This is a genomic window from Meridianimarinicoccus zhengii (assembly GCF_003254465.1).
GTDB classification, from domain to species: Bacteria; Pseudomonadota; Alphaproteobacteria; order Rhodobacterales; family Rhodobacteraceae; genus Meridianimarinicoccus; species Meridianimarinicoccus zhengii.
Genome location: NZ_QDFI01000053.1, coordinates 1 through 23,844, shown reverse-complemented (window position 1 = coordinate 23,844; position 23,844 = coordinate 1). Strand labels below are relative to the sequence as shown.

Below are 23,844 nucleotides of genomic sequence, written 5' to 3'. Positions count from 1 at the left end.
ACGCGAACATGGTTTCCACTTTCCTGAAGGATCAGGCGCGCCGCCTGCGGCGGGCGCCCCGCCCGGCGCCGGCGGTCGCGGCCGCCTGGCTCGCCTCGGCGAAGCTCGCACCTTCGTTCACCGCGTCGAGAACGCGGGAAAAGCCGATCCAGGCCGCGCCGTTCGGGTCATGGTTCATCAGCAGGTTCGCGGCGCGCACGGCTTCCATTTCCGCCGCGCGCAGCGGGTTCATGATCGCGCTCGTCATGCCGGCCCCGATCGCCATGGGCAGGAAGGCCGCGTTCACCCCGTGGCGGTGTGGCAGGCCGAAGCTGATGTTGGACGCACCGCAGGTCGTGTTCACGCCCAGCTCCTCCCGCAGGCGGCGCACGAGCGTGAACACCTGCTGCCCGGCGCTGGCCATCGCGCCCACGGGCATGACGAGCGGGTCCACCACGATGTCATGGGCCGGGATGCCGAAATCCGCGGCACGCTGCACGATCTTTTTCGCCACGGCAAAGCGCACGTCCGGGTCTTCGGAAATGCCCGTGTCGTCGTTGGAGATTGCCACGACGGGGACGTTGTATTTCTTCACCAGCGGCAGGATCGCTTCCAGCCGCTCCTCTTCGCCGGTGACGGAATTCAGGAGCGGCCGCCCGGTCGCCAGTTGAAGCCCCGTTTCCAGCGCGCCGGGCACCGAACTGTCGATACACAGCGGCACGTCCACGAGCCCCTGAACCAACTCGATCATCCTGCCCATCAGCGGCGGCTCGGTCTCGTTGGGATTGGGATTGGAGTTGTAGACCACGCCCGCGTTCACATCGAGAACCATGGCGCCGCAGGCAACCTGCTCCAGCGCGTCGCGTTCGACGGTGGAGAAATCCCCGGCCTCCAGTTCGGCGGCGAGTTTCTTGCGCCCCGTGGGGTTGATCCGTTCGCCGATCACGCAGAACGGCGCGTCGAAGCCGATGATGACGGTGCGGGTGGCGGATTCGACGGTGGTGCGGGTCATGGCGCGGGGTCCTTCGGGGTCAGGCGGCGCGCAGACGCGCAAGCAGCGGGGGCAGGGTGGGGTCGTCGAAATCGGCAATGGTGGCGTGGGCGCCTGCGGCGCGCAGCGCCGCATCGTCGAGCGAGGACCGGAGGCCCACGGTCAGCGCACCCGCCGCCCGGGCGGACCGGATGCCGGAAGGGCTATCCTCGAACGCGATGCAGTCGCCGGGGGGCACGCCCAGCCGTGCCATTGCCGTGGCATAGGGTTCGGGGTCAGGCTTGCCCGCCGCGCATTCCTCGCCGATCACAACCGTGTCGAAGGCTTCCGCAAGCCCGATGGCGGCCAGCATCGCGCTGGCATTGGCGCGCGGCGCGTTCGTCACCACGGCCAGCCCCCAACCCTGCGCGCGGGCATCGGCCAGCAGACGGGACGCACCGGCCATGGGCGGCACAGACCCGGCGAGCAGCTCGCGGAACGCGGCTTCCTTGCGGTCGGACATCGCCTCCGGATCCGCATCGGGCATGAGCCGCGCGAAGATCGCGGCGTTCATCTGCCCGTGCATGTTGTCGAGGTAGTACTGCATGTCGATCCGTTGCCCGGCCCCGGCCAGCAGGTCGCGGAACACCGCGAAATGGAGGTGATCCGTGTCGATCAGCGTGCCGTCCAGATCGAAGAGCAACGCGGCCTGCGGGGCTGTGCCGCTCACGCCGAAGTCCCGTCCGCTTGTGCGCGCACCCAGTCCGTCGCCTGCGCGATGCCGCCCAGCGGGAAAAGGTGCACCCCCGCGATCAGGCTGTCGGGATGGGCTGCCTTGTGCGCGGCCAGGTCGCCCAGGATGCCATCGGGCGTGAAGGGCTGCACCAGCCTGGTGACATCCCGCGCGCGGCGCTGGAGCACCCGCAGCGACGGACCGACACCGCAGGCGATGGCAAAGCGGATCAGGGTCTGGAGTTTCGCGGGACCGGCCAGGCCGACATGCACCGGCAGCCCGATGCCCTCGGCCTTCAGCCGGTCCGTCCATGCGATCACGGGGGCGGCCTCGAAGGCGAATTGCGTGACCATCGCCATCTCCGCATCGGTGCGCTCGGCAAAGGTGGCCTTCCAGCGGGCGGCGTCCATCACGGCGCGCTCCGACCCGTCCGGGTCGATGTCGCGGTTTCCTTCGGGGTGGCCCGCCACATGAAGCCGCGTGAAGCCCGCCCGGTCGAACGCACCGGTTTCGAGAAGCTGCATGGAATTGTCGAACGCGCCGCGCGGGGTCGTCACGCCGCCGGCCAGCACCAGTGCCTCGGTCACGTCGGCCTCGCCCTGGTAGCGCGCGATCCAGTCGGCGAGCATGTCCGGCCCGTCGATGATGCGTGCCGGGAAATGCGGCATGACGGAGTAACCCGCATGGGCAAGCCGTGCCGCTGTCGCCACCATGTCGTCGATGGGCGTGCCGTCGATATGGGCGACATAGACCCGGCTGCCCGCGGGCAGGAGCCCTGACAGATCATCGACCTTCGCCAGTGTCCGCGGCATCACCTCGAGCGACACGCCCTCCAGCAGTGCTGCGCTGGCGCGCGGGTCGGGGGTGCGTGCGATGGCCCGGTCGGGGCGGCGGGCGAACTGGAGCAGGGCCATGGCGGTCTCCTTGAAGCGCGGGCGGCGGATCAGGCCACACCGCCGGTGTCGATGAGCCGCCGCAGGCGGTCGCTGTCGTAGTCGGCGTCGATCCGGTCCGCCGCGGCGGCCGCGGCCTCGGCATCGCTGCCCGGGGCCGTTCCGCCCGACGCACGCCGCCAATGGGCCAGATAATCCTCGGTTCCTGCAAGCCCCGCCTTCATCGCGGCGCGGTCGATGGCCTGTTCGAACCGCTCGGGCAACTGGCGCTTCACCGCGGCGCGTCCCCGCCCGACCAGCACCTGCGCCGGGATATCGCGCCAGAAAACCACAGTGATGTCGGGCATGTGCGGGCCGTCCGTTTTGTGTCTGCCTCCGGGCTAGCAGGAATGCGGGGGTCCGCATGGTCGGTTTTCGACACCGCAGCGCATCGGTGCGACGCGGACGCGCGGATGCGTCGCCGCTTGCGTCATCGACCTGTCATGTCTACATATTTAAACAACTGGAAATGGAGGGCGCAGATGACGCCCAAGCGTCCCGCCCAGGCGGAAGCGATCCCGGACACGGTCGATCGCCCGCTGCGGGCCAAACCCCGGATCGAGCCCTATGCGGCGCTCGATCTGGGCACGAACAGTTGCCGCATGCTGATCGCCCGCCCCGAGGGCGACCACATGGGCATCATCGACAGCTTCTCGAAGGCTGTCCAGCTCGGCGCCGGTCTTGAGACGTCGGGAACATTGTCGCGCCTGTCGATCCGACGCACCGTGCAGGCGCTGCGGGTGTGCCAGCGCAAGCTGGAACAGCATGGCGTGCGGCAGATGCGGCTTGTGGCGACCGAGGCTTGTCGGCGGGCGCGCAATGGTGCGTCTTTCGTGGCGCAGGTGCGCCGGGAAACCGGGCTCGCGCTCGAGGTGATCACGCCCGAGGAGGAGGCGCGGCTGGCCGTGGTCAGTTGCGGGCCGCTCGTGCATCCGTCGTCGGAACAATTGCTGGTCGTGGATATCGGCGGCGGCTCCACCGAGCTTGTGTGGATCGACCTGTCGCGGGTCCCGCCGCGCCAGCGGTCCGCGGCGGTGCTTTCGCTGCACGATTGTTCCTTCGCCAATGCGCGGTTCGGCGCGCGTGTTGTCGACTGGATCTCGGTGCCGCTCGGCGTGGCGACGCTGCGCGAACGCTTTGCCGATGTGCAGGACGACGCGGGCGCCTTCGCGCTGATGAGCTGGTATTTCGAGGAGAGCCTTGCGGATTTCATCCCCTACGAGGGCACGCACCGGCGCGACGGGTTCCAGATCGTCGGCACGTCCGGCACGGTGACGACCGTGGCCGCGTCGCATCTGGGGCTGCGCCGCTATGACCGCGCGCAGGTGGATGGGCTGGAACTGACCTCGGACCAGATCGACGCGGTGATCCGCGAATACCTGCGGCTGGGGCCGGAGGGGCGGCGCAGCGACGCGCGGATCGGGCGGGACCGGCACATGCTCATCATGCCGGGGGCTGCGATCCTTCAGGCATTGTTGCGGGTGTGGCCCACGGACCGGTTGTCGGTGGCCGACCGCGGCTTGCGGGAGGGCTTGCTTTACGCACAGATGAGCCGCGACGGGGTCTTTCCCACAGCGGACCGGCCCAATGGCGCGCCCGCGCGGCGCAAGGGATGATGGCATGACAACGGGACGGAGCGGCAGCGGCGGTGCCGGCAAGGGCGGTAGCCGGGGCAGCGGGCGCACCAGCGGCCGGGGACAGCGCGACCTGTTCGTGAAGGTCAAGACGGCGCGCGGGCGCAAGCTGTCCTCCACCCAGTGGCTGCAACGGCAGCTCAACGACCCTTACGTGCAGCGCGCGCGGTCCGAGGGATATCGCGGGCGCGCGGCTTACAAGATCATGGAACTGGACGACCAGTTCGGGTTCCTTGTGCCTGGCGCGCGGGTGGTCGATCTGGGCTGTGCGCCGGGCGGCTGGTGCCAGGTCGCGGTGCCGCGCATCAACGCGCTGGGGGACCGGGCGGGCAAGCCGCGCGGCCGGATCATCGGCGTGGACCTGCAGGGGGTGGAGCCGATCCCCGGCGCGGAACTGCATGTGCTCAACTTCATGGCAGAGGGCGCGGACGATCAGGTAAAGGCATGGCTGGGCGGGCGCGCGGACGTGGTCATGTCGGACATGGCCGCGTCAAGTTCGGGTCACAAGCAGACCGATCACCTGCGCATCGTGGCACTGTGCGAAGCGGCGGCGGAACTGGCCTTCGACGTGCTGGACGAGGGCGGCACCTTCGTCGCCAAGGTGCTGGCGGGCGGCGCGGAGGGCGAGTTGCAGGCGCTGCTGAAGCGGCGGTTTGCGAAGGTGGCAAACGTGAAGCCCCCCGCGAGCCGGTCGGACAGTTCGGAGAAATTCGTGGTCGCGCGGGGGTTTCGAGGCTTGTCGGACGGCGCTTGACCGGAAAAAGGGACCCAGGCTCCACGGCAGCACGTGCAGGCTGTGACCTAAAGTGATGGCGTGTGGCGATGTGGAAAATGCGCCGTTCCCGGTGCGGCGCAAAAGGGTTGCAGGCTCCGCGGTAACAGGATCAGGAATCGAACCGGGTGCCGTGCATGTGGCGGCGTTGGGACGCGAGCGCAAGGGAGCGGTGGACATGGGAAACTTGATCCGTTGCGGCCTGTTGTGGGCGTGCTGTTTCATGGCCCAGACCGCGGTCGCGCACGAGTTCTGGATAGACCCCGCGCGCCATGTGCTGGAGCCGGGCGATGTGCTGGCGGCTGATCTGCGCGTGGGCGAGATGTTCACCGGCAGCGCCTATCCCTATTTCGTCGACAATTTCCTTCTCTTCGAGGCCGGACCGGTGGGCGCGTTGGCGCCGGTGCGCGGGCGCACAGGCGATCTGCCCGCGCTGTCTTTGGTGACCGATGCGCCGGGGCTTTGGCTGGTGGCTTACGAACCGACGCCGCGCTGGGTGACCTATGACGCGTGGGACCGGTTCGTTCTGTTCACGGACACCCATGGTCTCGACTGGGCGCAGGCGGCGCATCGCGACCGGGGCCTGCCCGAGGCGGGGTTCCGCGAGGTCTATGACCGTCACGCCAAGGCGCTGGTGGCGGTGGGTGACGCCACGGAGGGGCGCGATCGGCGGCTGGGGCTAGCGGCCGAGATCGTCGCCGAAACCAACCCCTACGCCCTGTCGGGCGGCGGGCATGTCTTGCTGCGGATGTATCAGGACGGTGCGCCGCGGGCGGGCGGGCAGCTGGACCTGTTCCTGCGCGGCTCCGACGGGACCGTGACACGTCATGTGCACCATGCCGACGATGCGGGCCGGGTAACGGTGGTGGTGCCTGCCGGGACCGAGGTCATGGCAAGCTTCACGACACTTGCGCCAGTGCCCGGCGATCCCGCCGCGCGGGAAGCCGTGTGGCATTCCCGCTGGGCGTCTCTCAGCTTCGCGGTGCCATAGGCGGCAGGGCAGCGAGGGTCGCGCGCAGCCGTTCCATCCCGCCGGGGCGCCATCCCAGCGCGTGCAGCGCCGTGCAGTCCATGGCGTTCGGCGCGTCCGGCGCAGGGTCGGGAAGGGGGCGGTTCAACCCGTGCAGATTAGCGTAGAGCGCCAGCAGCTCGCGCCGGTCGAGATCGAGATCCGACACGTTGAACACCCGCCCCGCGACGCGATCCGGCGGCAGGGTCAGGGCCAGCCGGACAGCCTCGGCCATGCAGTCACCGTGCACCTCGGTTCCGCGGCGGGGCGGGATGGGGCCCCCGGCCACGAAATCCGCCAGAAGGTCGGCCCATTTGTGCGCGGCCCCCGGTGCAGGCTGCCCGTAGACACCGGTGATGCGCAGGCTGACCGGCGTGAAGCCCGGGCCTGCGCGCGCGGCGAGATCGGCCTCCACATCGGCCTTCATGCGGCCATACAGCGTGTCGGGCATGGGCGCCATGTTCTCGGTCAGCGCGGTGCCTGGCGGGTATGGCCCATAGACCGCACGGGACGACAGGAACACGACGCGCGGGATGCCCGCCGCCTGCGCCGCATCGAAAAGCCGCGCACTGCCGTCGCGGTTGCGGGCGATGAACCCTGCGGGATCGTCGCCTTCGCCCCCGCGATAGCGGCCCGGCACGTGATCGAACGCGGCATGGACCAGCCCGTCAGCGGGCGGCAGTGCGGGCGGTGCCGCACCGAGATCATAGGGGATGAACCCGTCGAGCCCCGGATCGCGGCGACCGAGGGCCGTGACGGAAAAGCCCGCGGCCTTCGTGCGCGCCGCGATAAACTGCCCGAGATAGCCACTCGCGCCCGTGAGGAGCAGTCTCATGCCGCGGCGGGCAGGGTTTCCAGCGCGGGCACCGGGCCACCGGATGCATAGGCCTGCCAGAGCGCGATCAGGGGGGCGAGCGCGCGGGCCTTGGGATGCTGCTCCTGCCACGGCTTTTCGTACTGGTAGTGTAGGATACGGATCGTGGACCAGTCCCAGAGGTCGGGCATGTTGAACCATGCGTATTGCAACATGTTGCAGGTTACCGGAAGCCCATGCCAGTCGGGGAAATAGGTTTCAAGGAAGGTCTGGTCGGTGCGCCGCCAGAAGGTGCCGGGCGCATCCAGCCGGGCCAGCATGTCAGCGAAGGTGTCGGTATCGGGACGCGCGGTGAACACGCCCGAGTTCAGGCGGTGGAAATCCGCGAGGCTTTCATAGACGTTGGGGGCCGCGCAGAACTCGGGATAGGCGAACAGCTTGTCCACATTGCGCAGCACAAGCGCATCGGCATCGATGAAGACGACAGACCGGTATTCCGTCAGTTGCCACAGGCGCAGCTTGGCGAAATTGTCGAGCGGCGTGTGGAAATCCGGCTTCGTGCCCTTGGTGAAGGGCGCTGCGGCGTGCTGGTTGCGCCGGGAATGGGCGGCGTTGAACGCGTCCGACAGAGGCAGCAGGTCCACGCAGACAAGCCGCGCGCCGAGGGCCGACAGGCTTTCGAGATCGCCCGCCATCACGGCCCCGGTATGCATCACCACCAGATCGGCATCGGTTCCGGTCAGTTGCAGCGACCGCAGCAGCGCGCGCGCGCCCGTCGCGTAATCGGCATTCGTCACCAGTGTCACATAAGCGTTCGGCGCATTGGCAGGACGGTCGCGGGCAATGCCGCTATCGGGGCGGGGGGAAAGGGGCAGTCGTGTCATCGTCGGTCCGTATCGGTGTCGTTGCGTAACCTACGCGGGTGCCACTGGGCTGTCGACTGGTGGGAACGGGATGGGCGGGTTCATGCCGGGCGGCGGATACGCCCGGCCACGGCATAGTCGCGCAGGATCGGACCGGCTTCGGCCGTTGACCCATGCGCCGCGGCCAACGCGCGCATGGCCTCTGCCAGATCGGCGCGTGGGGTAACGTGGAACAGCCCCAGCCAGCGTCGCAGCCCCGCCCCGAACCAGCGGGGCAGGTCGGATTGCGTGCCGAAATCCACCACCGCGAGCTGCCCGCCCGGCGCCGTCTGGTCATGGGCGCAGGCAAGGGCGGCGCGCCAGTCGGGAATCATCGACAGGCTGTAGGAGATCATCACCCGGTCGAACCCATCGACGCCGAAAGCCGCGTGCCCGTCGAACGCGGTGGCATCCCCCTGCGCGAGCGTGATCCGGTGGGCCAGCCCCGCGCGGGCGATGTTTCCGCGTGCGGTGGCCAGCATCTCGGTCGAGATATCGAAGCCGTAAAGCTGCGCCTGCGGGTACCGCCGCGCGGCGCGGATCAGGTTGCGGCCCGTGCCGCAGGCGACCTCCAGCAATGTGCCACCGGGTGGCACGTCCAGATCGTCGATCACCCGGTCGCGGCCCAGCAGGTAATACTTGCGCGTCGCGTCATAGATGTACCGCTGGTTGCGATAGATCGCGTTCATCAGCCGGTCGTGGCCTTGCGCCTGATCGGTCATGGATCAGCCCTCGAAGCGATACAGATGCACGCCGCCATAGATGGCCGACCGGTCCCGTTCCCACAGCGACCGCGATTGCGGCTGATAGGACCAGCGGCGCAGCAGATCGTGGGGCACCCGCCCCGGCAGGATGTCGGGGGCGCCGCCCGTGCGGAACAGCACACGCGCACCGGTCCGCGCGGTCCGCGTGATCTGGGTCCAGAGCCCGGCAAGCTGCGCGTCGGTCATCCAGTCCTGCGCATCCAGAAGCACATAGGCATCCGTACCAGCACCGTCGCGGTCGGCCAGCATGTCGGTCAGGGACCGGTTCACGATGCTGGCGCGCGGGGCATATTCCCGGACTGCTTCGTAATTGCGCGCTTCCAGATAGGGGGGCACGGGGCCGGTGCCGTCCGCACGATAGCCGCGGTTGAAGGCGGCCCAGGCGAAGTAGTTTTCCGAGATCGGGAAATCGCACATCAGCTTGCGGGTGCGTTCGCGCAGCACTGGAACCACGTCGCCCCCGCCATCCTGTGCGAGCTTCTCGAACTGCGCGGGCGGGATGCCCAGACCAAACAGCGCCGCCGGGCGCCGGGCGAGAAACCGCACGATGCGGTTCTCGAACAGGGGGGCTATCTGCGTGTCGAAAAACGCGCGCTGGTCGTCCAGTGTCGTCGCGGCCAGCAGCGGCGCGTAGTCCACCCGGCCCAGTTTCGACACGACATGCATCGCGCCGATGAACTTGCCCAAAGCGCCGTAGCGGTAGAAGCCGCGCGCGAACATGTCGATCCGGCGGGGCAGCCGGCCGCAACGCGTCTCCCACCACGCGCGGCTTTCGGCGTCGAGGACCGGGGCGATGTGGCGGTCATAGAGCGCCGGGTTGCCGGGCCGGTCGGCATGGCCGAAGAAATCGTAGAACGCGGCGTGATCGGGCAGGGCCGTCGCCGCGGCAATCTTGAGCCGGTTCAGCGCTACATGGGCGGGCGACAGGTCCACGGCATCCACCGCGCCGGGAGCGGCGGTCAGGTAGCTCATCAGGTTGCAGCCGCCCGATGCGATGCAGACAACCCGCTCGCCCGGTTGCAGCGCGAGCCCGTCCAGATCGACGACGGGGTCTTCCCAGATCTGGGCATAGACGAGCCCCTGGAACATCCGGGCAAAGGCACGTTCCTGCAGCCCCGTGCGGCTGAGCGCGCTGTTTTGCTGCACGGCGCCCGCGATCTGGCTGCGCGCGATGTCGGTCTCGGTCATGCCTGCTGATCCCTTCCGGTCACGCCTGGTGTTCCTCCGATGATAGCCGGGCGTCCTCCCGGCCTGTTCCTGTGACGGCGGCGGGTAGATCGACCTGGTTGCGGGCGCGCAGGCGGCGGCGGTGATTGGCCCGCCGCACCATCCGTGCCCAGTCGATCAGTTGCAGCCGCCCGTCATGGTGTTCCACGACCGCCGTACAGCTTTCCACCCAGTCGCCGCAATTGACGTAGAGTATCCCGTCAAGGTCGGCCAGCTCTGCCTTGTGGATGTGGCCGCAGACGATGCCGTCATAGCCGCCGCGCCGCGCCTCGTCGGCCAGCACGGTTTCGTATTCGCCGATGAAGTTCACGGCGCGCTTGACCTGCTGCTTGGCCCAGTTGGACAGCGACCAGAACTGCCCGCCCCACAGCCGCCGGACCCGGTTGACCGTGGTGTTCAGCATCAGCACGAGATTGTAGGCCCGGTCGCCCAGATGGGCGAGCCACTTGGCGTTCATCACCACCACGTCGTAATGGTCGCCATGGGTCACAAGCAGCCGCTTGCCGCAGGCGGTGCGGTGTTCGTCGCTCGCCTTGACCTCGATCCCGCCGAAATGGGTGCCGAGATAGCCGCGCATCACCTCGTCATGGTTGCCGGGGATATAGATGATCGGCGTGCCCGCATGGGCCTTGGCCATCAGCGCCTCGACCACGTTGTTGTGCGCCTGCGGCCAGTGCCATCCCCGGCGCAACCGCCAGCCGTCGAAGATGTCGCCGACAAGGTAGATCCGGTCCGCATCGTGGCGCGACAGGAAGTCGAGCAGCATGTCGGCCTGGCAGCCCCGCGTGCCAAGATGGATATCCGACAGGAACAATGTCCTGACATGGGTGAGACGGGGCAGCGCTGCGGCAGTCATGCGCGGGGGTTTACGCGAAACATCGTGACGGGGCCATGACAATCGCGTCAGCATCGCGGCGCGGCGGCGCCGGAACCGGTGGGCCCGGCGGGCGCGGCCGGGGCTTGCGGCGCCGGTCCGTCACTTCGCGTGGGGGCCGTCCGCGCGGCGTGCGGCCGGTGTGAACTGGCGCAACAGGTCCTGAAGCCGACCGCGGTCCACGGGCTTGGGCAGGAAATCGTCCATGCCCGCCGCGCGATAGCTGGCCGCGTCCGCGGTATGCGCCGAACAGCCGATAATCGGCGTCCGCGCGCGGTGGGGGGCGCCGCTGCGAATGCGCCGCGTGGCGGAAATCCCGTCCAGCTGCGGCATCATCACATCCATGAACACGAGGTCATAGGGGCTCGCCTCGATCTCGCGCAGCGCCGCAAGCCCGTCCGGCGTCGTTGTCACCTTGTGGCCCAGCTCGGTCAGCATTTCCTGCATCATGACGCGGCTCATCGGGTTGTCCTCGGCCACGAGGATGCTCAGTCCGCGCTGTGGAGCGGGTCCGGCGGGGGCGGGCGCGGGCCGGGGCGGCGGATCGACGGGCTCGACGTCGCCTGGCACGGTGTCCACATCCACCTCGAAGAAGAAGGTGGACCCGTTGCCAAGTTCCGACCGCACACCGACGGTGCCGTTCATGGCGGTGGCGATCTCGTGGCAGATGGACAGCCCCAGACCCCAGCCGCCGCGGTCCTTGCTGCCATCCGCGCCCACCTGCACGAAGGGTTTGAACAACTGCTCCGTCTGGGCGGGCGACATGCCGGGGCCGGTATCCGACACTTCGAACCGGATGCGGCGGCGCGCGCCGTCCTGGGCGATTTCCTCGATCGCAAGCGTGATGCGCCCGGATTCCGTGAATTTCACCGCGTTGCCGAGGAAATTGTTCAGCACCTGCTGCAAGCGCCCCTTGTCCGACACGATCCGGCGCGGCAGGCCCTTGTCCTTGGCGATGCGCAGGCGCAGCCCCTTTTCGGCGGCGCCCGCTTCCCACCAGTCGGCCAGCTGGTCGAGCAATTCGTCGAGGTCGAACGCCTCGGCGGCGATGCGCATGCGCCCGGCCTCGATCTGGCTGAGATCCAGAAGGTCGCTCAGCAAGGTCATCAGCGTGCCGCCCGCGCTCTGGATCGCCTCCACATGGGTGCGGCGGCGGTCGTCGAGATCCGACATCTTGAGCAATTGCGCGAAGCCGAGGATGGCGTTCATCGGCGTGCGGATCTCGTGGCTCATGGCCGCGAGGAAGCGGGACTTTGCCCGGTTCGCCTCCTTCGCCTCGGCGATGGCGGCGCGCAGGGCGGCCTGTGCCGCGCGGGCCTCGGAATTGTCGAACATGATGGCGAGCACGCGCAGCACACGGCCGGTGTCGTCGATCTGCGCGCGGGCAGACAGCACCACCGGCAGGATCGACCCGTCGGCCCGGATGAAATCGAACTCAGCCCCTTCGATCAGGCGCGTTTCGGTGAACCGTGGCAGGGTTTCCGTTTCGGCCTTGCGGCGGCTGTCCGCGGTCATGAGGTCGAGAACCGCCTTGCCCGGCAGGTCCGCCGGATCGGCCCCCAGCGCGTCGCACCAGTAGCGGCTGACGCGGGCGATCTTCCAGTCGGCGGTGGCCGAGAACATGAACACGGGTGCCAGTTCGAAGAACGCCTCGAACGCGTCGTCGGGGGCCGAAAGCCACGTGTCGAGAAGGCTTCGTTTCATGGTCGGTCATCCGCGCGGGTGCAGCCGGTGCGAAAGATGCAGGCTCTCAGACTATTGCGCGTTTTGTCGCACCTGTCGAGTCTCGCGCTGCGTGCGTCTGCGGGACGGTCGCGGGCTAGCCGCGGGTTCCGCCGAACCGTGCCTGCCAGTCGGCGCGCGAGTCGTCGTCGATCTTGGCGAAGAGGACATCCGGCACGCGGAACGCTGCGCCGGGCGGAAGCTGTGCCACGGCGGCATCCACATCCTCGGGCCACGCAAGATCCACGCCCATGGCATCCGCCATCTCGGCCGCGGCGTCGGGGATGAAGGGCTGCGACAGTCCCGCATAGATCCCGATCAGGTTCAGCGCGAAGCGGGTCACGGCGGCGGCTGCATCGGGGTCCGTCTTGAACAGCGACCAGGGTGCCGCGTCCTGCAGGTATTCGTTGCCCAGTACCCAGATGGCGCGCAGTTCCGCCGCGGCCTTGCGGATCTCGATCGCGTCCATGTGGGCGGTATAGGCGGCCACGCGCACGCGCAGGGCGTCGGTCACGGCCTCCTCCCGCGGGCCGTATGCGCCGCCCGCGGGCACCGTTTCGCCGAACTTGGACCGGCAGAACTTGGTGATGCGGCTGACGAAATTGCCCAGAACGTCGGCGAGATCCTTGTTCACGCTGGCCTGGAAATTCTCCCAGGTGAATTCGCTGTCCGCGCTTTCGGGCGCGTGGGACAGCAGCCACCAGCGCCAGTAATCGCTGGGCAGGATCGACAGCGCCTGGTCCATGAACACGCCGCGCCCCTGGCTGGTCGAGAATTGTCCGCCGTCATAGTTCAGGTAATTGAACGACTTGATGTAATCCACGAGCTTCCATGGCTCGCCCGACCCCATGATCGTGGCGGGGAAGGACAGGGTGTGGAACGGCACGTTGTCCTTGCCCATGAACTGGACATAGCGCACGTCGTCGGCACCCTTGTCGGTGCGCCACCAGCGTTGCCATGCGGCGTCGGGCTTGCCCTGCGCCTCGGCCCATTCGGCGGCGGCGGCGATGTATTCGATGGGGGCGTCGAACCAGACGTAGAAAACCTTGCCCTCCATGCCCGGCCAGTCCTCGGTGCCGCGCTTGACGGGGATACCCCAGTCGAGGTCGCGGGTAATGCCGCGGTCCTGCAACCCGTCGCCATCGTTGAGCCATTTGCGCGCGATGGAGGTCGTCAGGATCGGCCAGTCGGTCTTGCTGTCGATCCACCGGGTGAGGTCGGCGCGCAGGGCGGACTGGCGCAGGTACAGGTGCTTGGTCTCGCGCACCTCCAGGTCCGTGGAGCCGGAAATCGCCGAGCGCGGGTTGATCAGGTCGGTCGGATCGAGCTGCTTTGTGCAGTTCTCGCACTGGTCGCCGCGGGCCTTGTCATAGCCGCAATTGGGACAGGTGCCTTCGATGTAGCGATCCGGAAGGAAACGGCCGTCGGCGTTGGAATAGACCTGCTTTTCAGACACTTCGCGGATCAGCCCGGCCGCGTCCAGCCGCCCCGCGAAATGCTGGGTCAGCCGGTGGTTCTGCTGGCTGGAGGACCGCCCGAAATGGTCGAAGGACAGCCGGAAGCCGCGGGCCAACTCGGCCTGCACGCCATGCATCTCGGCGCAGTATTCGGCGACCGGCTTGCCGGCTTTCTTTGCTGCCAGTTCCGCGGGCGTGCCGTGTTCGTCGGTGGCGCAGAGGAACATCACCTCGTGGCCGCGTGCGCGGTGGTAGCGGGCGTAGAGATCCGCGGGCAGCTGGCTGCCCACGAGATTGCCCAAGTGCTTGATCCCGTTGATATACGGGATCGCCGAGGTGATGAGTATCCGTGCCATGCGGTGCCGTTCCCTGCGCGGTGTCCGGGGCGGATTACCGCAGGCGGCGGCGAAGTTCCAGCGGTTCAGTCGGCGCGCAGCAGGCGCGCGCGGATGTCGAGCGTCACGATGGGTTCCACCAGCCCGGCGAAGCCCGAGGCGCCGAAATCGTGCCGGTCGATCTGCCCCGTCAGCCGCACGGTCAGCCGCGACCGGTCGCCGGGCGTGCTGCCGGGCGGGCGGAAGATCGTCGCCCGCAGGGTCAGGGGCCGGGTGACGCCGCGCACGGTCACGTCGCCCCGCACCACCGCGCCGCCTTCGGTGGCGGCGAAGGACGTGCTGACGAAGCGGATATCGGGGAAGCGGTCGGTATCCAGAACATCCCCGCTTTTCAAAGCGCTATCCATGAGGCCCACGCCGGTTGCGGCCCGATCCGCGGCCAGCGTCACCGTGGCGCTGGACCGTGCGGCGGCGTCGAAATCAAGCACGATATCGGCGGTACTGACGGGCATGGTGCCCGCGCCGGTCACGTCGCCGATGCGGAAGGTGAAGCGCACCTCGGAGCCTTCGGGATCGAGGGCATAGGCGGCGGGGGCGGCCCGCGCCGGGGCGGCTGCGGCGCAGATCAGGCCGGTCAGGCACAGGCGGCGGGTGAGCGTCATGGTGCGGGACATAGCACGGCGGGGGCGCCGGGGCGGTCACGTTTCGGGGCGTCGGTGTTCTGTAGGAGGTCCGCAGGTGTCGCGTATGAATTCCATATGACTCGCGTATGACTCCGGTATGCCTTTGGGCCGGGCGGTCGCGCGCCGTTACGCCCGTTCGACGGGGGCGCCCCGCGGGTGGGTGCGGCCCTCCGCGTCCACGTCCCAGACCATCGGGGGCGCGTCGCGGGCGCGGCGGCGTTCCAGCCGCCAGCCGAGGCCGCGGGCATCGTGGGTGCAGGTCATGTACCAGCGCGATTCCACCCCCGGCACGCCGCCCTGTCCCTGGATCAGCAGAAGCCCCAGCGGTGGCCCGCCCCCCCAGCTTGCGGCGGTGTCGGCCCCGGTCTGCGCGGCCAGATGCAGCCGCCGCACCGGGGTCAGCCCCGGCTTGGCGGCGAGTTCGCACACTACGAGCGGGGCGGCACCCGCGCGCAGACATTCCTCTGCCGACCAGAGCAAATCCTCCACCCGTCGGCCATCGACGAAGATCACCCGCCCCGGTTCCACCCCCATGGGCAGCACGCCTTCGGGGTTCAGCCGCTCCGCGGCCCAGCCGGGGCGGATCCACATTACCGGCCCCGCCATGCGCGCCGCGGCATGCAGCGCCAGCGTGCGCCGCGCCGGGCCGCAGAATTCATGCACCCGCCCCGGCCGCAGGGTCATGTCGCCCAGCACCGCCAGCCGCGGCGCGGCCCGGCCCGCGGGTATGAGGTCGAGGCGGAGCGATTCCATGGGAACAGGGTACGATGTTCGCTTTGTGTTCTCAAGCGGCCCGGCCCGCCTGCGGCTTGCACCCCGGACCGGCTGTGATACCCATGCGGCGCTGCCTTCACGGGGTGGCCGGACAGGCACGGCGTGCCGACAGGGACCAGACCGGCACCGCGTGCCGACAGGGAGACGACAGATCATGCAGATGAAACCGTTGGGGCGCACCGGCATCATGGTGACCGACCTGTGCCTTGGCACGATGACATGGGGCACCCAGACCACCGAGGCCGAAGGCCACGCCCAGATCGATGCGGCACTCGATTCCGGGATCAACTTCGTCGATACCGCCGAGATGTACCCGGTCACGCCGATCAGTGCCGAGACCGTGGGCGCGACCGAGGCGATCATCGGCACGTGGCTGGCGCGCACCGGGCGACGGGCCGACATGGTGCTGGCGACCAAGGTGACGGGGGCGAATGGCGGGTTCTGCCGGGACGGCGAGCCGATCAGCGCCGACGCGATCCGCCGCGCGCTGGACGGCTCGCTGCGCCGCCTGCAGACGGATTACATCGACCTCTATCAACTGCACTGGCCGAACCGCGGCTCCTACTGCTTCCGGCAGAACTGGACCTATGACCCGTCGGGGCAGGACCGGGCGGCGACGGTGCAGCACATGGAGGACGTGCTGGGCGAATTGCAGCGGCAGGTGGAGGCCGGGCGCATCCGCCACGTGGGTCTGAGCAACGAGACCGCCTGGGGCACGATGATGTGGCTGCGCGTGGCCGAGGCGAACGGCTGGCCGCGGATGCAGTCGATCCAGAACGAGTATTCGCTGCTGCACCGGCTGTTCGACACCGACCTGTCGGAGGTCGCGGCGAACGAACAGGTCGGGTGCCTGTCCTATTCGCCCCTGGCGGCGGGGCTGCTGAGCGGCAAGTACGCGGGTGGCGCGGTGCCCGCGGGGTCGCGCGCGTCGATCAACGGGGATTTGGGCGGGCGCCTGACGCCGCGGGTGCATGATGCCGTGGCGGCCTATGCCGAGATCGCCGCGCGGCACGGGCTGGATCTTGTGCAGATGGCGCTGGCCTTCGCGCGGTCGCGGCCCTTCATGACCTCGGTGATCTTCGGGGCGACGACGCAGGATCAGCTGGAGCGTGCGCTGGGGGCGATCGGGCTGGAGTTGCCGGACGAGGTGCTGGCCGAGATCGATGCCGCGCACCGGGCGCACCCGATGCCTTACTGATCGGTTGCCTCTTCCGCTGCGTCGCCATGGAGGCGGCGGAAGAGGGAGCGCTCGTCGTCATTGTCGAAGAATGGGACGGACGGGGGCGGGCCGTGGGTGCCGCGCAGGGCCGCGATCTCGGCCAGCACGACCTCGGTGATGAAGGGCAGGTCGTGGCGGCGGATTTCGTCCAGCGGGACCCATTGCAGGGCGGTGAGTTCGTCGCCCGCGCGGCTGAAATCGTCCGGGTCGCCCGCGATGGCGGCGGCATCGGCCAGGAAGAAGCGCGTGTCGAAGCGGCGCGGACGGCCCGGCGGCGTGATGGCGCGGAACACGAAGCGCAGGGCGCTTGCGTCGGGGCGGTGGCCGGTCGCGGCGAAACCGGCCCAGTCGGGGGGCGTGTCGGGCCATGGGGCGGCGTGGCCAAGGATCAGGCCCGTTTCCTCCCACAACTCGCGGATGGCGGCGGCGGCGGCGGCGCGGGCCATGGTGCGGGCGGTGTCGCGCGCGGTGTCGGGCCGGCAGGCCTGCGTGAGCCGGGCGCAGCAGGTGGGGCCGGGCAGGGTGGCGAGCGGGGCTGTCGCGTCGTTCGGGTCGATGGCCCCGCCGGGAAAGACCATCTTGTCGGGCATGAAGGCGGCGCCGCTGCCGCGGCGGCCCATCAGGACCGCGGGGGCCGGACCGTCGCGCAGCAGGATGATCGTGGCCGCGTCGCGGATGGGGACAGGTGTGCCCGCGTTAGCCATGGCCGGGTTCGGCGCCGAACCCGTGCATCCGCCGCGCCCACTGGAAGCCCACGATCATGCCCTTCATCCGCGGCAGCAGGGCCAGCGACAGCGCGACGCAGCCCGCCGACAGCAGGAGCGCCATGGTCAGCGGATCGGGCCGCCAGGTGACGAAGGCCCAGTGGATGAAGGGTGCCATCAGGTGGCCGACGACGAGGATCGTGAGGTAGGCCGGGCCGTCATCCGCGCGCGCGGGCGTGAGGTCGGTGCCGCAGGCGGGGCAGGTGTCGCGCAGCTTGAGATAGCCGCGCAGGACGGGACCCTGTCCGCAGGCGGGGCAGCGGCAGGCGAGCCCGCGGCGCAGAGAGAGGCCAAGCGGGCGTTCCGCGTCGGGGGCGGGGTCGGTCTGGTCGGCGATGGCGGTCATGGGGCTCTCCGGGCGGGAATGCTGGGGAGGGACATACACCTTCCGCGTGCTGCGCAAAACCGCCTGCGCGCCGATGTCGCTGGATCGGGCCGTGGGCGTGCGCTGGGCGGTGCCCCCGATGCCTGCTCTGCCGCGTGCGCGCGCGCGGGCTTGGGGGCGCGCTGCGGACGGGACTGCGCGGGCGCTGGGTTGTTATGGACGGGCGGCACCCGTGGGACCCCGTGCCGGGGACACGGTGGGGCAGAGGGGCCGGTGCGGTGCCGGGCCGGGGGCGTCAGGCGGCGTGACTGGCGAAGGTGACCTTGTCGCGCCCGTCGGCCTTGGCGGCGTAAAGGGCGCTGTCGGCGCGGGCGAGCAGGCTGTCCAGCGTCGGGGCCACCGCCGCGGCACCGGCCACCGCGACGCCGATGCTGACGGTCACGCGCAGCAGGCCGCCGCGGGACGGCAGCGGCACCGGGTTTGCGCGGATCAGCCGACACAGCGCCTGCGCGGTGGTCGCGGCCTCCGCCGGGCCGGTATCGGGCAGGGCGATCCAGAATTCTTCCCCGCCCGAGCGGGCGATGAGATCGCGCGGGCGCAGCGCCGCCGCGAGCCTGCGGGCGACCTCCACCAGCACGGCATCGCCGGCGCAATGCCCGTGCGTGTCGTTCACTGCCTTGAACCGGTCGAGGTCAAGCGCCATCAGCGCCAGCGGCGCGCCGCGTTCCCGGGCGCTGTCCAGCATGCGGTCCAGCCGGGGCACGGCGTAGCGCCGGTTGTAGAGCCCCGTCAGCGGATCGCGCGCCGCCATCTCGATCCCGTTCCGGAGCGCATGGCGCAGGGTATCGACGAACTGCTTGCGCGCAGCCTGCTGTTCCATGCGGATCGCAAGCTCGGACAGGTGCACGTCGCCGAAGAGCACGTCATCCGCCCCGAGATCGAGCGCCATCGCCGCACGCATGGCCACATCGCCGTCGGCACCGGTTTCGCCGTCGAGCACCATCAGGATGCGCGCGTCGCGGCTGCCCGCGCGGCTGTGCAGGTCCGACACCAGCCGGAGACCCTGCTGCCACCGGTCATGCCCGGCGAGGATCACGTAGGTATCCGGCGCGCGCATGCGGTCGGCGCGCGACAGCGCCTGTTCGGGCGTGACCGCCTGGAGATCGACCTTGCCGAGCCGCCCGCGCAACTGCTGCGCCCCGGCCTCGGCCAGGGCCGGATCGTCGGCCACCAGCGCCACGCTGCGCCGCGCCGCGTCGAAGCGCGGGGGCGGTTCGGCGAATCCCAGTTCGGCGACGCTGGCCTGCTGCTGCACGGTCTCGCGCACGCCATGGGCCTGGCGCAGGACCTGCCGCAGGGTCGCTAGCAGCAGGTCGTCGTGCAGCGGCTTGCGCAGCAGCGCCCAGGCCCCCGCCCCGAATGCCGCGATCCGCAGCGCCGGCGCCGGGTCGGACGCGATCAGCACGACCGGGACCCGCAGCGCCGCAAGCTGTCCGCACAGCGCACGGCACAGCGCCAGCGCGCGATGGGGCGCTTCGTCGAGATCGCAGATCACGAGGTCGGTCGGTTCGTCCGTCGCGCGCCGCAGCAGGTCGGCATAGCTGTCCGCCTGCACGACCGTGTAGCAGGCGGCAGACAGCTTGCAGCGCAGGACGATCCTGTTCGCGGCGATCCCGTCATAGATGAGAATCCTGCCTGCCATCCCGATCACGCCTTGCATCCGTTTCCCTGCTGGGGCGATCATTGGCCCCAACGGTTAAGAAAGGATTTGCAGTGTCCCCTTCCCCGGCCCCGTCAGACGATGCCGCGATCACGCTTGCGTTGGGTGCGCTGGCCCACATGGCCCGGAGCGACGCCCTGTCGGCGCGTTTTCTGGGCGATACCGGCATGAGCCCGGGCGACATCGCCGCGCAGGCGGCGGACCCGGAATTCCTGGCCGCCGTGCTGGATTTCTACCTTGCGGACGAAACCGCGCTGCTCGAACTCGCGGCCGATCTGGGGCGCGCGCCCGAGGCGGTGGCCGCGGCCCGGCGCGGCCTGCCGGGTGGTGTGCTTCCGCACTGGACCTGACGCAACGGAACCGGTGCTGCCGGCAGGTTGCGCAACTTTATTGCCTGCACCCGCGGGTTGCGGCATAGTGGCGGGGCCTCTGGGGGGAGGGCACCATGACGAAGATCCGGGCGATCCTGTTCGACAAGGACGGTACGCTTTTCGATTTCAACCGCACATGGGCGAACTGGTCGCGTGGCTTCCTGCGCGATCTCGCGGGCGGCGACGACCGGCTGGCCCGCGTGCTGGCGGATGCGGCTGGCATCGATCTCGATGCCGCTGCCTTCGCGCGGGACAGCATCCTCGTCAGCCATACCCCGCGGGAGATCGCCGCGGCGCTGCTGCCCCACCTGCCGGGGGCGTCGCTGGCCGGGATCGTCACCCGCATGTCCACCATGAGCGCCGCCGTCCGGCAGGCCGAGGCGACGCCGCTGGTGCCGCTGATGGACGAGCTGGTGCAGCGCGGCCTGCGGCTTGGGGTGGTGACCAACGACCTCGAAGGCCCGACGCGCGCGCATCTGCGCGAGGCCGGGATCGACGGCGCCTTCATGCGGGTCATCGCCTGCGACAGCGGTTTCGCGGCGAAGCCCGCGCCCGACATGCTGCTCGCCTTTTGCGAGATGGCGGGTCTCGACCCGGAGGAGGTCGTGATGGTCGGCGACAGCGCCCATGACATGGTCGCGGCGCGGGCGGCGGGAATGCACCGGATCGCCGTGCTGACCGGCGTGGCGACGCGCACGCAGCTCGAACCGCTGGCGCATGCGGTTCTGCCAAGCGTGGCAGGGCTGCCGCGCTGGCTCGATGCGCAGCGGCCGGGCCTGTTCGCCGCCTGACCGCCGTTCACCTTTTGTCAAACCGGCTGTGACCATGCTGCGTCAGGACAGGCGGAGACGATCATGCATGGGCTTGTGAACAGGGCGATCCAGTGTTTCGTCCGCGACACCTACGGCGCCGCGACATGGGAGGCGCTGGCACGCGAGGGCGATCTGCCGCTCGCGGGGTTCGAGGCGATGTTCGTCTATGACGACGCGGTGACCGACCGGATGCTCGATGCGGCGGTGTCGGTGCTGGGGCGCCCGCGCGACACGGTGCTGGAGGATCTCGGCACCTATCTGGTGTCCCATCCCAACGTGGAAACCCTGCGGCGACTGCTGCGCTTCGGCGGGGAAACGTTCGAGGAATTCGTCGAATCGCTGGACGACCTGCCGCGCCGGGCGGCACTTGCGCTGCCGGAACTGGATCTCCCCGCGCTGGAAGTCGTGCCCGAGGACGGGCGCGACACGGAACTGCGAGTGGCCTGCCGTTGGCCACGCGCCGGGTTCGGCCACGTGCTGGTGGGCATGCTGCGCACGTTGGCGGACGATTACGGCGCGCTCGTGCTGCTGGACCACGAGGGCTGGGACGGCGACGCGGAATGGATCAGGATCACGGTGATGAGCGGCGCATTCTCGACGGGGCGGCCGTTCCGGCTTGCAGGAAGCTGGGCCCTGCCATGACGCGGGCCGCTGGCGTGACCGACGCGGCGGGGTTCGATGTGCTCATGCCGATGCATTTGCGCGTCGGGGCCGATGGGCGCGTGATCCATGCGGGCCCGACCCTGCGGCGGATCGCGGGGGATCGCCCGGTCGCGGGCCGCGCGCTGTTCGACGTGGTGGAGTTTCGCCGCCCGCGGGGGATCGCGGACATGGCGGGGCTGTGGCGCCGTGCGGGCCAGCCGCTGGTCCTGCACTGGCGCGGGCCGTGCCGCACCCAGTTCAAGGGCGTCGCGGTGCCGGCCGACCGGGAGGGCGGGCTGATCCTGAACCTGTCCTTCGGCATCGCGCTGGTCGATGCGATCCGCGACCACGACCTGAAGGCGGGGGATTTCGCGCCGACGGACCTGGCGGTCGAGATGCTGTACGTGCTGGAAGCGAAGGCGACGATCCTTGACGAGTGGCGCAAGCTGAACGGACGGCTGCACTCGGCGCGGCTTGCGGCGGAGGCGCAGGCCTATACCGACACGCTGACCGGGCTCGGCAACCGGCGGGCCATGGATCACGTACTGGAGCGGCTGGTTGCGGACGGGCAGGCCTTCGGGCTCGTGCATCTCGACCTCGACTTCTTCAAGGCGGTGAACGACACGCTTGGCCACGCCGCGGGCGACCATGTGCTGCAGGTCGCGGCGCAGGCGATGTCGGACGTGACCCGGGCGGAGGACACGCTGGTGCGCGCCGGGGGGGACGAGTTCCTGTTGATCCTGCCGGGGCAGGTGGATGGCGCGCGGCTGCGCGACCTGTCCGAACGGCTGATCGCGCGGCTCCAGCAGCCGATCCCCTTCGCGGGCGAGATGTGCCGCATTTCGGGCAGTGCGGGTATCGCGGTGAGCCATGGCGGCGATATGACCGTGCCGGTCATCCTCGCGCGGGCCGATGAAGCGCTGTATGCGGCCAAGGCAGCGGGCCGGGGGCGTGCGGTCGTCTATGGCGACAGGCGTGTGGCCCCAGCCATGGCGGGGGCCGCCGGGCAGGCCCTGCCGCGGCCCGATCCCGCCGGTACCGCGTGATGCGGCACGACAGAGTTGCGGCTTTTCATTGCGTGACCGCGCAGCAGCAGGGCGGTGGTGCAATGACCGCCGCGCGTGCCGGAAAAGCGCGATGGCGCAGGTCACCGGCGCGGCCGTGATTGGGCCACGCCGGTACCGTGGATCATGCGATGAGCTTGCCCATCGCGAGCGCGGTATCGGCCATGCGGCAGGAGAAGCCCCATTCGTTGTCGTACCAGCTGAGGATGCGGCAATTGCGCGTGCCCATGACCTTGGTCTGGTCGGTGGCGAAGATCGACGAATGAGAATCATGGTTGAAATCCATCGACACCAGCTTGTCGGCGGTTACGCCGAGGATACCCTTGAGCGGGCCGTCCGCGGCCGCCGCGCGGATCGCGTCGTTGATCTCGTCCACGCTGGTGTCGCGCCCGGCCACGAAGGTCAGGTCCACCACCGACACATTGGGCGTGGGCACGCGGATCGCCACGCCGTCGAGCTTGCCGTTGAGGTCCGGCAGCACCAGTCCGACCGCCTTCGCCGCCCCGGTCGAGGTCGGGATCATGCTCATGGCCGCGGCACGCGCGCGGTAGAGATCCTTGTGCATCGTGTCGAGCGTGGGCTGGTCGCCCGTGTAGCTGTGGATCGTGGTCATGAACCCCCAGTCGATGCCGACGGTGTCGCGCAGCACCTTGGCCACCGGCGACAGGCAGTTGGTGGTGCAGGACGCGTTCGACACGACCATGTCCTCGGCCGTCAGCGTGTCATGGTTCACCCCGAACACGATGGTCTTGTCCGCGCCGGAAGCCGGGGCCGACACGAGCACGCGGGACGACCCGTTCTCCAGGTGCAGCGCCGCCTTGTCGCGGTCGGTGAAGATGCCCGTGCATTCCAGCGCCACGTCGACGCCGGCCCAGGGCAGTTCGCGCGGGTCCTTGATCGCCGTGACCTTGATCGGACCGCGGCCGATATCGATCCAGTCCTCGCCCGTGGTGACTGTGCCGGGGAAGCGGCCATGGACACTGTCGTACCGGAGCAGGTGGGCGTTGGTTTCGACCGGGCCGAGGTCGTTGATCGCCACGACCTCCACATCCGTGCGCCCGCTTTCCGCGATGGCGCGCAGCACGTTGCGCCCGATGCGCCCGAATCCGTTGATGGCTAGCTTGATGGTCATGAACCTCTCCTTGCCGGTTGCGTGGCCGGTCCCATGGCCGGACATGTGCCGGGCCGATGTCGTTACCGCTAAATTGCGCCGTCATTTCACGCAAGCGGCGCGGCAGGTCAACCCTGCCGCGCCGCCCGTCGCCGTTCAAGGCCCAGAGGCCGCTGCGGGCGGCCCGGGTCGCCGTGGGGTCAGGCCGCGCGGCGGCGCAGCGCCCAGAGCCCGG

25 protein-coding genes are annotated in these 23,844 nt (G+C 69.5%); 8 read left to right on the top strand and 17 right to left on the bottom strand.

Annotated elements, in window-relative coordinates:
- Window positions 1-31 precede the first annotated feature (31 nt).
- From DDE13_RS15695 to DDE13_RS15680, 4 genes are read right to left on the bottom strand one after another with little or no spacing between them, the layout of a single operon-like run.
- Window positions 32-991: a methyltetrahydrofolate cobalamin methyltransferase gene (locus DDE13_RS15695; RefSeq protein WP_111405227.1), complete on the bottom strand. Its 960-nt coding sequence runs from the start codon at window positions 989-991 to the stop codon at window positions 32-34.
- Between the two features lie 19 nt (window positions 992-1,010).
- On the bottom strand, window positions 1,011-1,679 hold the full coding sequence (locus DDE13_RS15690) for an HAD family hydrolase (RefSeq protein ID WP_111405226.1): 669 nt from the start codon (window positions 1,677-1,679) through the stop codon (window positions 1,011-1,013).
- Window positions 1,676-2,596, bottom strand: a complete 921-nt coding sequence (locus DDE13_RS15685; protein WP_111405225.1) for a methylenetetrahydrofolate reductase — start codon at window positions 2,594-2,596, stop codon at window positions 1,676-1,678. Before DDE13_RS15685 ends, DDE13_RS15690 begins: the two co-directional genes overlap by 4 nt.
- Window positions 2,597-2,625: 29 nt before the next feature.
- Window positions 2,626-2,922, bottom strand: a complete 297-nt coding sequence (locus DDE13_RS15680; RefSeq protein WP_111405224.1) for a virulence factor — start codon at window positions 2,920-2,922, stop codon at window positions 2,626-2,628.
- A 174-nt stretch (window positions 2,923-3,096) separates the two neighbouring features.
- Between DDE13_RS15680 and DDE13_RS15675 the strand changes: the two genes are divergently transcribed.
- The 3 genes from DDE13_RS15675 to DDE13_RS15665 all read left to right on the top strand — a co-directional run bounded on the left by DDE13_RS15675 (window position 3,097) and on the right by DDE13_RS15665 (window position 6,011).
- On the top strand, window positions 3,097-4,230 hold the full coding sequence (locus DDE13_RS15675; protein ID WP_111405223.1) for a Ppx/GppA phosphatase family protein: 1,134 nt from the start codon (window positions 3,097-3,099) through the stop codon (window positions 4,228-4,230).
- Window positions 4,231-4,234: 4 nt separating this feature from the next.
- Complete coding sequence (locus DDE13_RS15670) at window positions 4,235-5,002, top strand: RlmE family RNA methyltransferase (RefSeq protein WP_111405235.1); 768 nt, start codon at window positions 4,235-4,237, stop codon at window positions 5,000-5,002.
- A 196-nt stretch (window positions 5,003-5,198) separates the two neighbouring features.
- A complete protein-coding gene (locus DDE13_RS15665; protein ID WP_162631048.1) occupies window positions 5,199-6,011 on the top strand; it encodes a DUF4198 domain-containing protein in 813 nt (270 codons plus the stop codon).
- On the opposite strand, the gene DDE13_RS15660 is transcribed toward DDE13_RS15665, so the two are convergent.
- The 9 genes from DDE13_RS15660 to DDE13_RS15620 form a co-directional block, all read right to left on the bottom strand.
- Entirely contained in the window at window positions 5,992-6,864 is an 873-nt protein-coding gene (locus DDE13_RS15660) for an NAD-dependent epimerase/dehydratase family protein (protein ID WP_111405221.1), read from the bottom strand. The genes DDE13_RS15665 and DDE13_RS15660 overlap by 20 nt on opposite strands.
- Window positions 6,861-7,727, bottom strand: a complete 867-nt coding sequence (locus DDE13_RS15655; RefSeq protein WP_111405220.1) for a glycosyltransferase — start codon at window positions 7,725-7,727, stop codon at window positions 6,861-6,863. Before DDE13_RS15655 ends, DDE13_RS15660 begins: the two co-directional genes overlap by 4 nt.
- Before the next feature lie 80 nt (window positions 7,728-7,807).
- Window positions 7,808-8,467, bottom strand: a complete 660-nt coding sequence (locus DDE13_RS15650) for a class I SAM-dependent methyltransferase (RefSeq protein ID WP_111405219.1) — start codon at window positions 8,465-8,467, stop codon at window positions 7,808-7,810.
- Window positions 8,468-8,470: 3 nt separating this feature from the next.
- Window positions 8,471-9,697: a DUF3419 family protein gene (locus DDE13_RS15645; RefSeq protein WP_111405218.1), complete on the bottom strand. Its 1,227-nt coding sequence runs from the start codon at window positions 9,695-9,697 to the stop codon at window positions 8,471-8,473.
- A gap of 19 nt (window positions 9,698-9,716) precedes the next feature.
- Window positions 9,717-10,592: a UDP-2,3-diacylglucosamine diphosphatase gene (locus DDE13_RS15640; protein WP_111405217.1), complete on the bottom strand. Its 876-nt coding sequence runs from the start codon at window positions 10,590-10,592 to the stop codon at window positions 9,717-9,719.
- A gap of 120 nt (window positions 10,593-10,712) precedes the next feature.
- On the bottom strand, window positions 10,713-12,314 hold the full coding sequence (locus DDE13_RS15635; RefSeq protein ID WP_111405216.1) for a PAS domain-containing hybrid sensor histidine kinase/response regulator: 1,602 nt from the start codon (window positions 12,312-12,314) through the stop codon (window positions 10,713-10,715).
- Window positions 12,315-12,429: 115 nt separating this feature from the next.
- Window positions 12,430-14,145 (bottom strand): methionine--tRNA ligase, encoded by a 1,716-nt coding sequence (metG, locus tag DDE13_RS15630; protein ID WP_111405215.1) that lies wholly within the window; start codon window positions 14,143-14,145, stop codon window positions 12,430-12,432.
- Between the two features lie 65 nt (window positions 14,146-14,210).
- Window positions 14,211-14,786, bottom strand: a complete 576-nt coding sequence (locus tag DDE13_RS15625) for a YceI family protein (RefSeq protein WP_162631047.1) — start codon at window positions 14,784-14,786, stop codon at window positions 14,211-14,213.
- Window positions 14,787-14,933: 147 nt separating this feature from the next.
- Window positions 14,934-15,560, bottom strand: a complete 627-nt coding sequence (locus tag DDE13_RS15620; protein ID WP_235868728.1) for an ImuA family protein — start codon at window positions 15,558-15,560, stop codon at window positions 14,934-14,936.
- 175 nt (window positions 15,561-15,735) lie between these two features.
- Between DDE13_RS15620 and DDE13_RS15615 the strand changes: the two genes are divergently transcribed.
- Window positions 15,736-16,779 carry an aldo/keto reductase gene (locus DDE13_RS15615; RefSeq protein ID WP_111405213.1) on the top strand — a complete coding sequence of 348 codons (1,044 nt, stop codon included), beginning with the start codon at window positions 15,736-15,738 and terminating at the stop codon, window positions 16,777-16,779.
- On the opposite strand, the gene DDE13_RS15610 is transcribed toward DDE13_RS15615, so the two are convergent.
- From DDE13_RS15610 to DDE13_RS15600, 3 genes are all read right to left on the bottom strand, one after another.
- Window positions 16,773-17,504: an NUDIX hydrolase gene (locus DDE13_RS15610; RefSeq protein ID WP_111405212.1), complete on the bottom strand. Its 732-nt coding sequence runs from the start codon at window positions 17,502-17,504 to the stop codon at window positions 16,773-16,775. The genes DDE13_RS15615 and DDE13_RS15610 overlap by 7 nt on opposite strands.
- Window positions 17,497-17,910 carry a DUF983 domain-containing protein gene (locus DDE13_RS15605; protein ID WP_111405211.1) on the bottom strand — a complete coding sequence of 138 codons (414 nt, stop codon included), beginning with the start codon at window positions 17,908-17,910 and terminating at the stop codon, window positions 17,497-17,499. Before DDE13_RS15605 ends, DDE13_RS15610 begins: the two co-directional genes overlap by 8 nt.
- A gap of 274 nt (window positions 17,911-18,184) precedes the next feature.
- Complete coding sequence (locus tag DDE13_RS15600) at window positions 18,185-19,591, bottom strand: diguanylate cyclase (protein ID WP_235868730.1); 1,407 nt, start codon at window positions 19,589-19,591, stop codon at window positions 18,185-18,187.
- A gap of 71 nt (window positions 19,592-19,662) precedes the next feature.
- Here DDE13_RS15600 and DDE13_RS15595 point away from each other — a divergent pair, with 71 nt between their 5' ends.
- From DDE13_RS15595 to DDE13_RS15580, 4 genes are all read left to right on the top strand, one after another.
- Window positions 19,663-19,959, top strand: coding sequence for a DUF3572 family protein (locus tag DDE13_RS15595; RefSeq protein WP_111405209.1), 297 nt, complete (start codon window positions 19,663-19,665; stop codon window positions 19,957-19,959).
- A 95-nt stretch (window positions 19,960-20,054) separates the two neighbouring features.
- Window positions 20,055-20,771, top strand: coding sequence for an HAD family hydrolase (locus DDE13_RS15590; RefSeq protein WP_111405208.1), 717 nt, complete (start codon window positions 20,055-20,057; stop codon window positions 20,769-20,771).
- Between the two features lie 63 nt (window positions 20,772-20,834).
- Window positions 20,835-21,434 carry a heme NO-binding domain-containing protein gene (locus tag DDE13_RS15585; RefSeq protein ID WP_111405207.1) on the top strand — a complete coding sequence of 200 codons (600 nt, stop codon included), beginning with the start codon at window positions 20,835-20,837 and terminating at the stop codon, window positions 21,432-21,434.
- A complete protein-coding gene (locus DDE13_RS15580) occupies window positions 21,431-22,480 on the top strand; it encodes a GGDEF domain-containing protein (protein WP_235868727.1) in 1,050 nt (349 codons plus the stop codon). The genes DDE13_RS15585 and DDE13_RS15580 overlap by 4 nt, the downstream gene beginning before the upstream one ends.
- 142 nt (window positions 22,481-22,622) lie before the next feature.
- On the opposite strand, the gene gap is transcribed toward DDE13_RS15580, so the two are convergent.
- A complete protein-coding gene (gap, locus tag DDE13_RS15575; RefSeq protein WP_111405206.1) occupies window positions 22,623-23,630 on the bottom strand; it encodes a type I glyceraldehyde-3-phosphate dehydrogenase in 1,008 nt (335 codons plus the stop codon).
- Window positions 23,631-23,844 lie beyond the last annotated feature (214 nt).

Excerpts from the sequence above, each read along its gene's own strand:
- DDE13_RS15695 (WP_111405227.1), bottom strand. The coding sequence starts at position 991 with ATGACCCGCACCACCGTCGAATCCGCCACCCGCACCGTCATCATCGGC.
- DDE13_RS15685 (WP_111405225.1), bottom strand. The coding sequence starts at position 2,596 with ATGGCCCTGCTCCAGTTCGCCCGCCGCCCCGACCGGGCCATCGCACGC.
- DDE13_RS15680 (WP_111405224.1), bottom strand. The coding sequence starts at position 2,922 with ATGCCCGACATCACTGTGGTTTTCTGGCGCGATATCCCGGCGCAGGTG.
- DDE13_RS15675 (WP_111405223.1), top strand. The coding sequence starts at position 3,097 with ATGACGCCCAAGCGTCCCGCCCAGGCGGAAGCGATCCCGGACACGGTC.
- DDE13_RS15670 (WP_111405235.1), top strand. The coding sequence starts at position 4,235 with ATGACAACGGGACGGAGCGGCAGCGGCGGTGCCGGCAAGGGCGGTAGC.
- DDE13_RS15665 (WP_162631048.1), top strand. The coding sequence starts at position 5,199 with ATGGGAAACTTGATCCGTTGCGGCCTGTTGTGGGCGTGCTGTTTCATG.
- DDE13_RS15660 (WP_111405221.1), bottom strand. The coding sequence starts at position 6,864 with ATGAGACTGCTCCTCACGGGCGCGAGTGGCTATCTCGGGCAGTTTATC.
- DDE13_RS15655 (WP_111405220.1), bottom strand. The coding sequence starts at position 7,727 with ATGACACGACTGCCCCTTTCCCCCCGCCCCGATAGCGGCATTGCCCGC.
- DDE13_RS15650 (WP_111405219.1), bottom strand. The coding sequence starts at position 8,467 with ATGACCGATCAGGCGCAAGGCCACGACCGGCTGATGAACGCGATCTAT.
- DDE13_RS15645 (WP_111405218.1), bottom strand. The coding sequence starts at position 9,697 with ATGACCGAGACCGACATCGCGCGCAGCCAGATCGCGGGCGCCGTGCAG.
- DDE13_RS15640 (WP_111405217.1), bottom strand. The coding sequence starts at position 10,592 with ATGACTGCCGCAGCGCTGCCCCGTCTCACCCATGTCAGGACATTGTTC.
- DDE13_RS15635 (WP_111405216.1), bottom strand. The coding sequence starts at position 12,314 with ATGAAACGAAGCCTTCTCGACACGTGGCTTTCGGCCCCCGACGACGCG.
- metG (WP_111405215.1), bottom strand. The coding sequence starts at position 14,145 with ATGGCACGGATACTCATCACCTCGGCGATCCCGTATATCAACGGGATC.
- DDE13_RS15625 (WP_162631047.1), bottom strand. The coding sequence starts at position 14,786 with ATGACGCTCACCCGCCGCCTGTGCCTGACCGGCCTGATCTGCGCCGCA.
- DDE13_RS15620 (WP_235868728.1), bottom strand. The coding sequence starts at position 15,560 with ATGGAATCGCTCCGCCTCGACCTCATACCCGCGGGCCGGGCCGCGCCG.
- DDE13_RS15615 (WP_111405213.1), top strand. The coding sequence starts at position 15,736 with ATGCAGATGAAACCGTTGGGGCGCACCGGCATCATGGTGACCGACCTG.
- DDE13_RS15610 (WP_111405212.1), bottom strand. The coding sequence starts at position 17,504 with ATGGCTAACGCGGGCACACCTGTCCCCATCCGCGACGCGGCCACGATC.
- DDE13_RS15605 (WP_111405211.1), bottom strand. The coding sequence starts at position 17,910 with ATGACCGCCATCGCCGACCAGACCGACCCCGCCCCCGACGCGGAACGC.
- DDE13_RS15600 (WP_235868730.1), bottom strand. The coding sequence starts at position 19,591 with ATGGCAGGCAGGATTCTCATCTATGACGGGATCGCCGCGAACAGGATC.
- DDE13_RS15590 (WP_111405208.1), top strand. The coding sequence starts at position 20,055 with ATGACGAAGATCCGGGCGATCCTGTTCGACAAGGACGGTACGCTTTTC.
- DDE13_RS15585 (WP_111405207.1), top strand. The coding sequence starts at position 20,835 with ATGCATGGGCTTGTGAACAGGGCGATCCAGTGTTTCGTCCGCGACACC.
- DDE13_RS15580 (WP_235868727.1), top strand. The coding sequence starts at position 21,431 with ATGACGCGGGCCGCTGGCGTGACCGACGCGGCGGGGTTCGATGTGCTC.
- gap (WP_111405206.1), bottom strand. The coding sequence starts at position 23,630 with ATGACCATCAAGCTAGCCATCAACGGATTCGGGCGCATCGGGCGCAAC.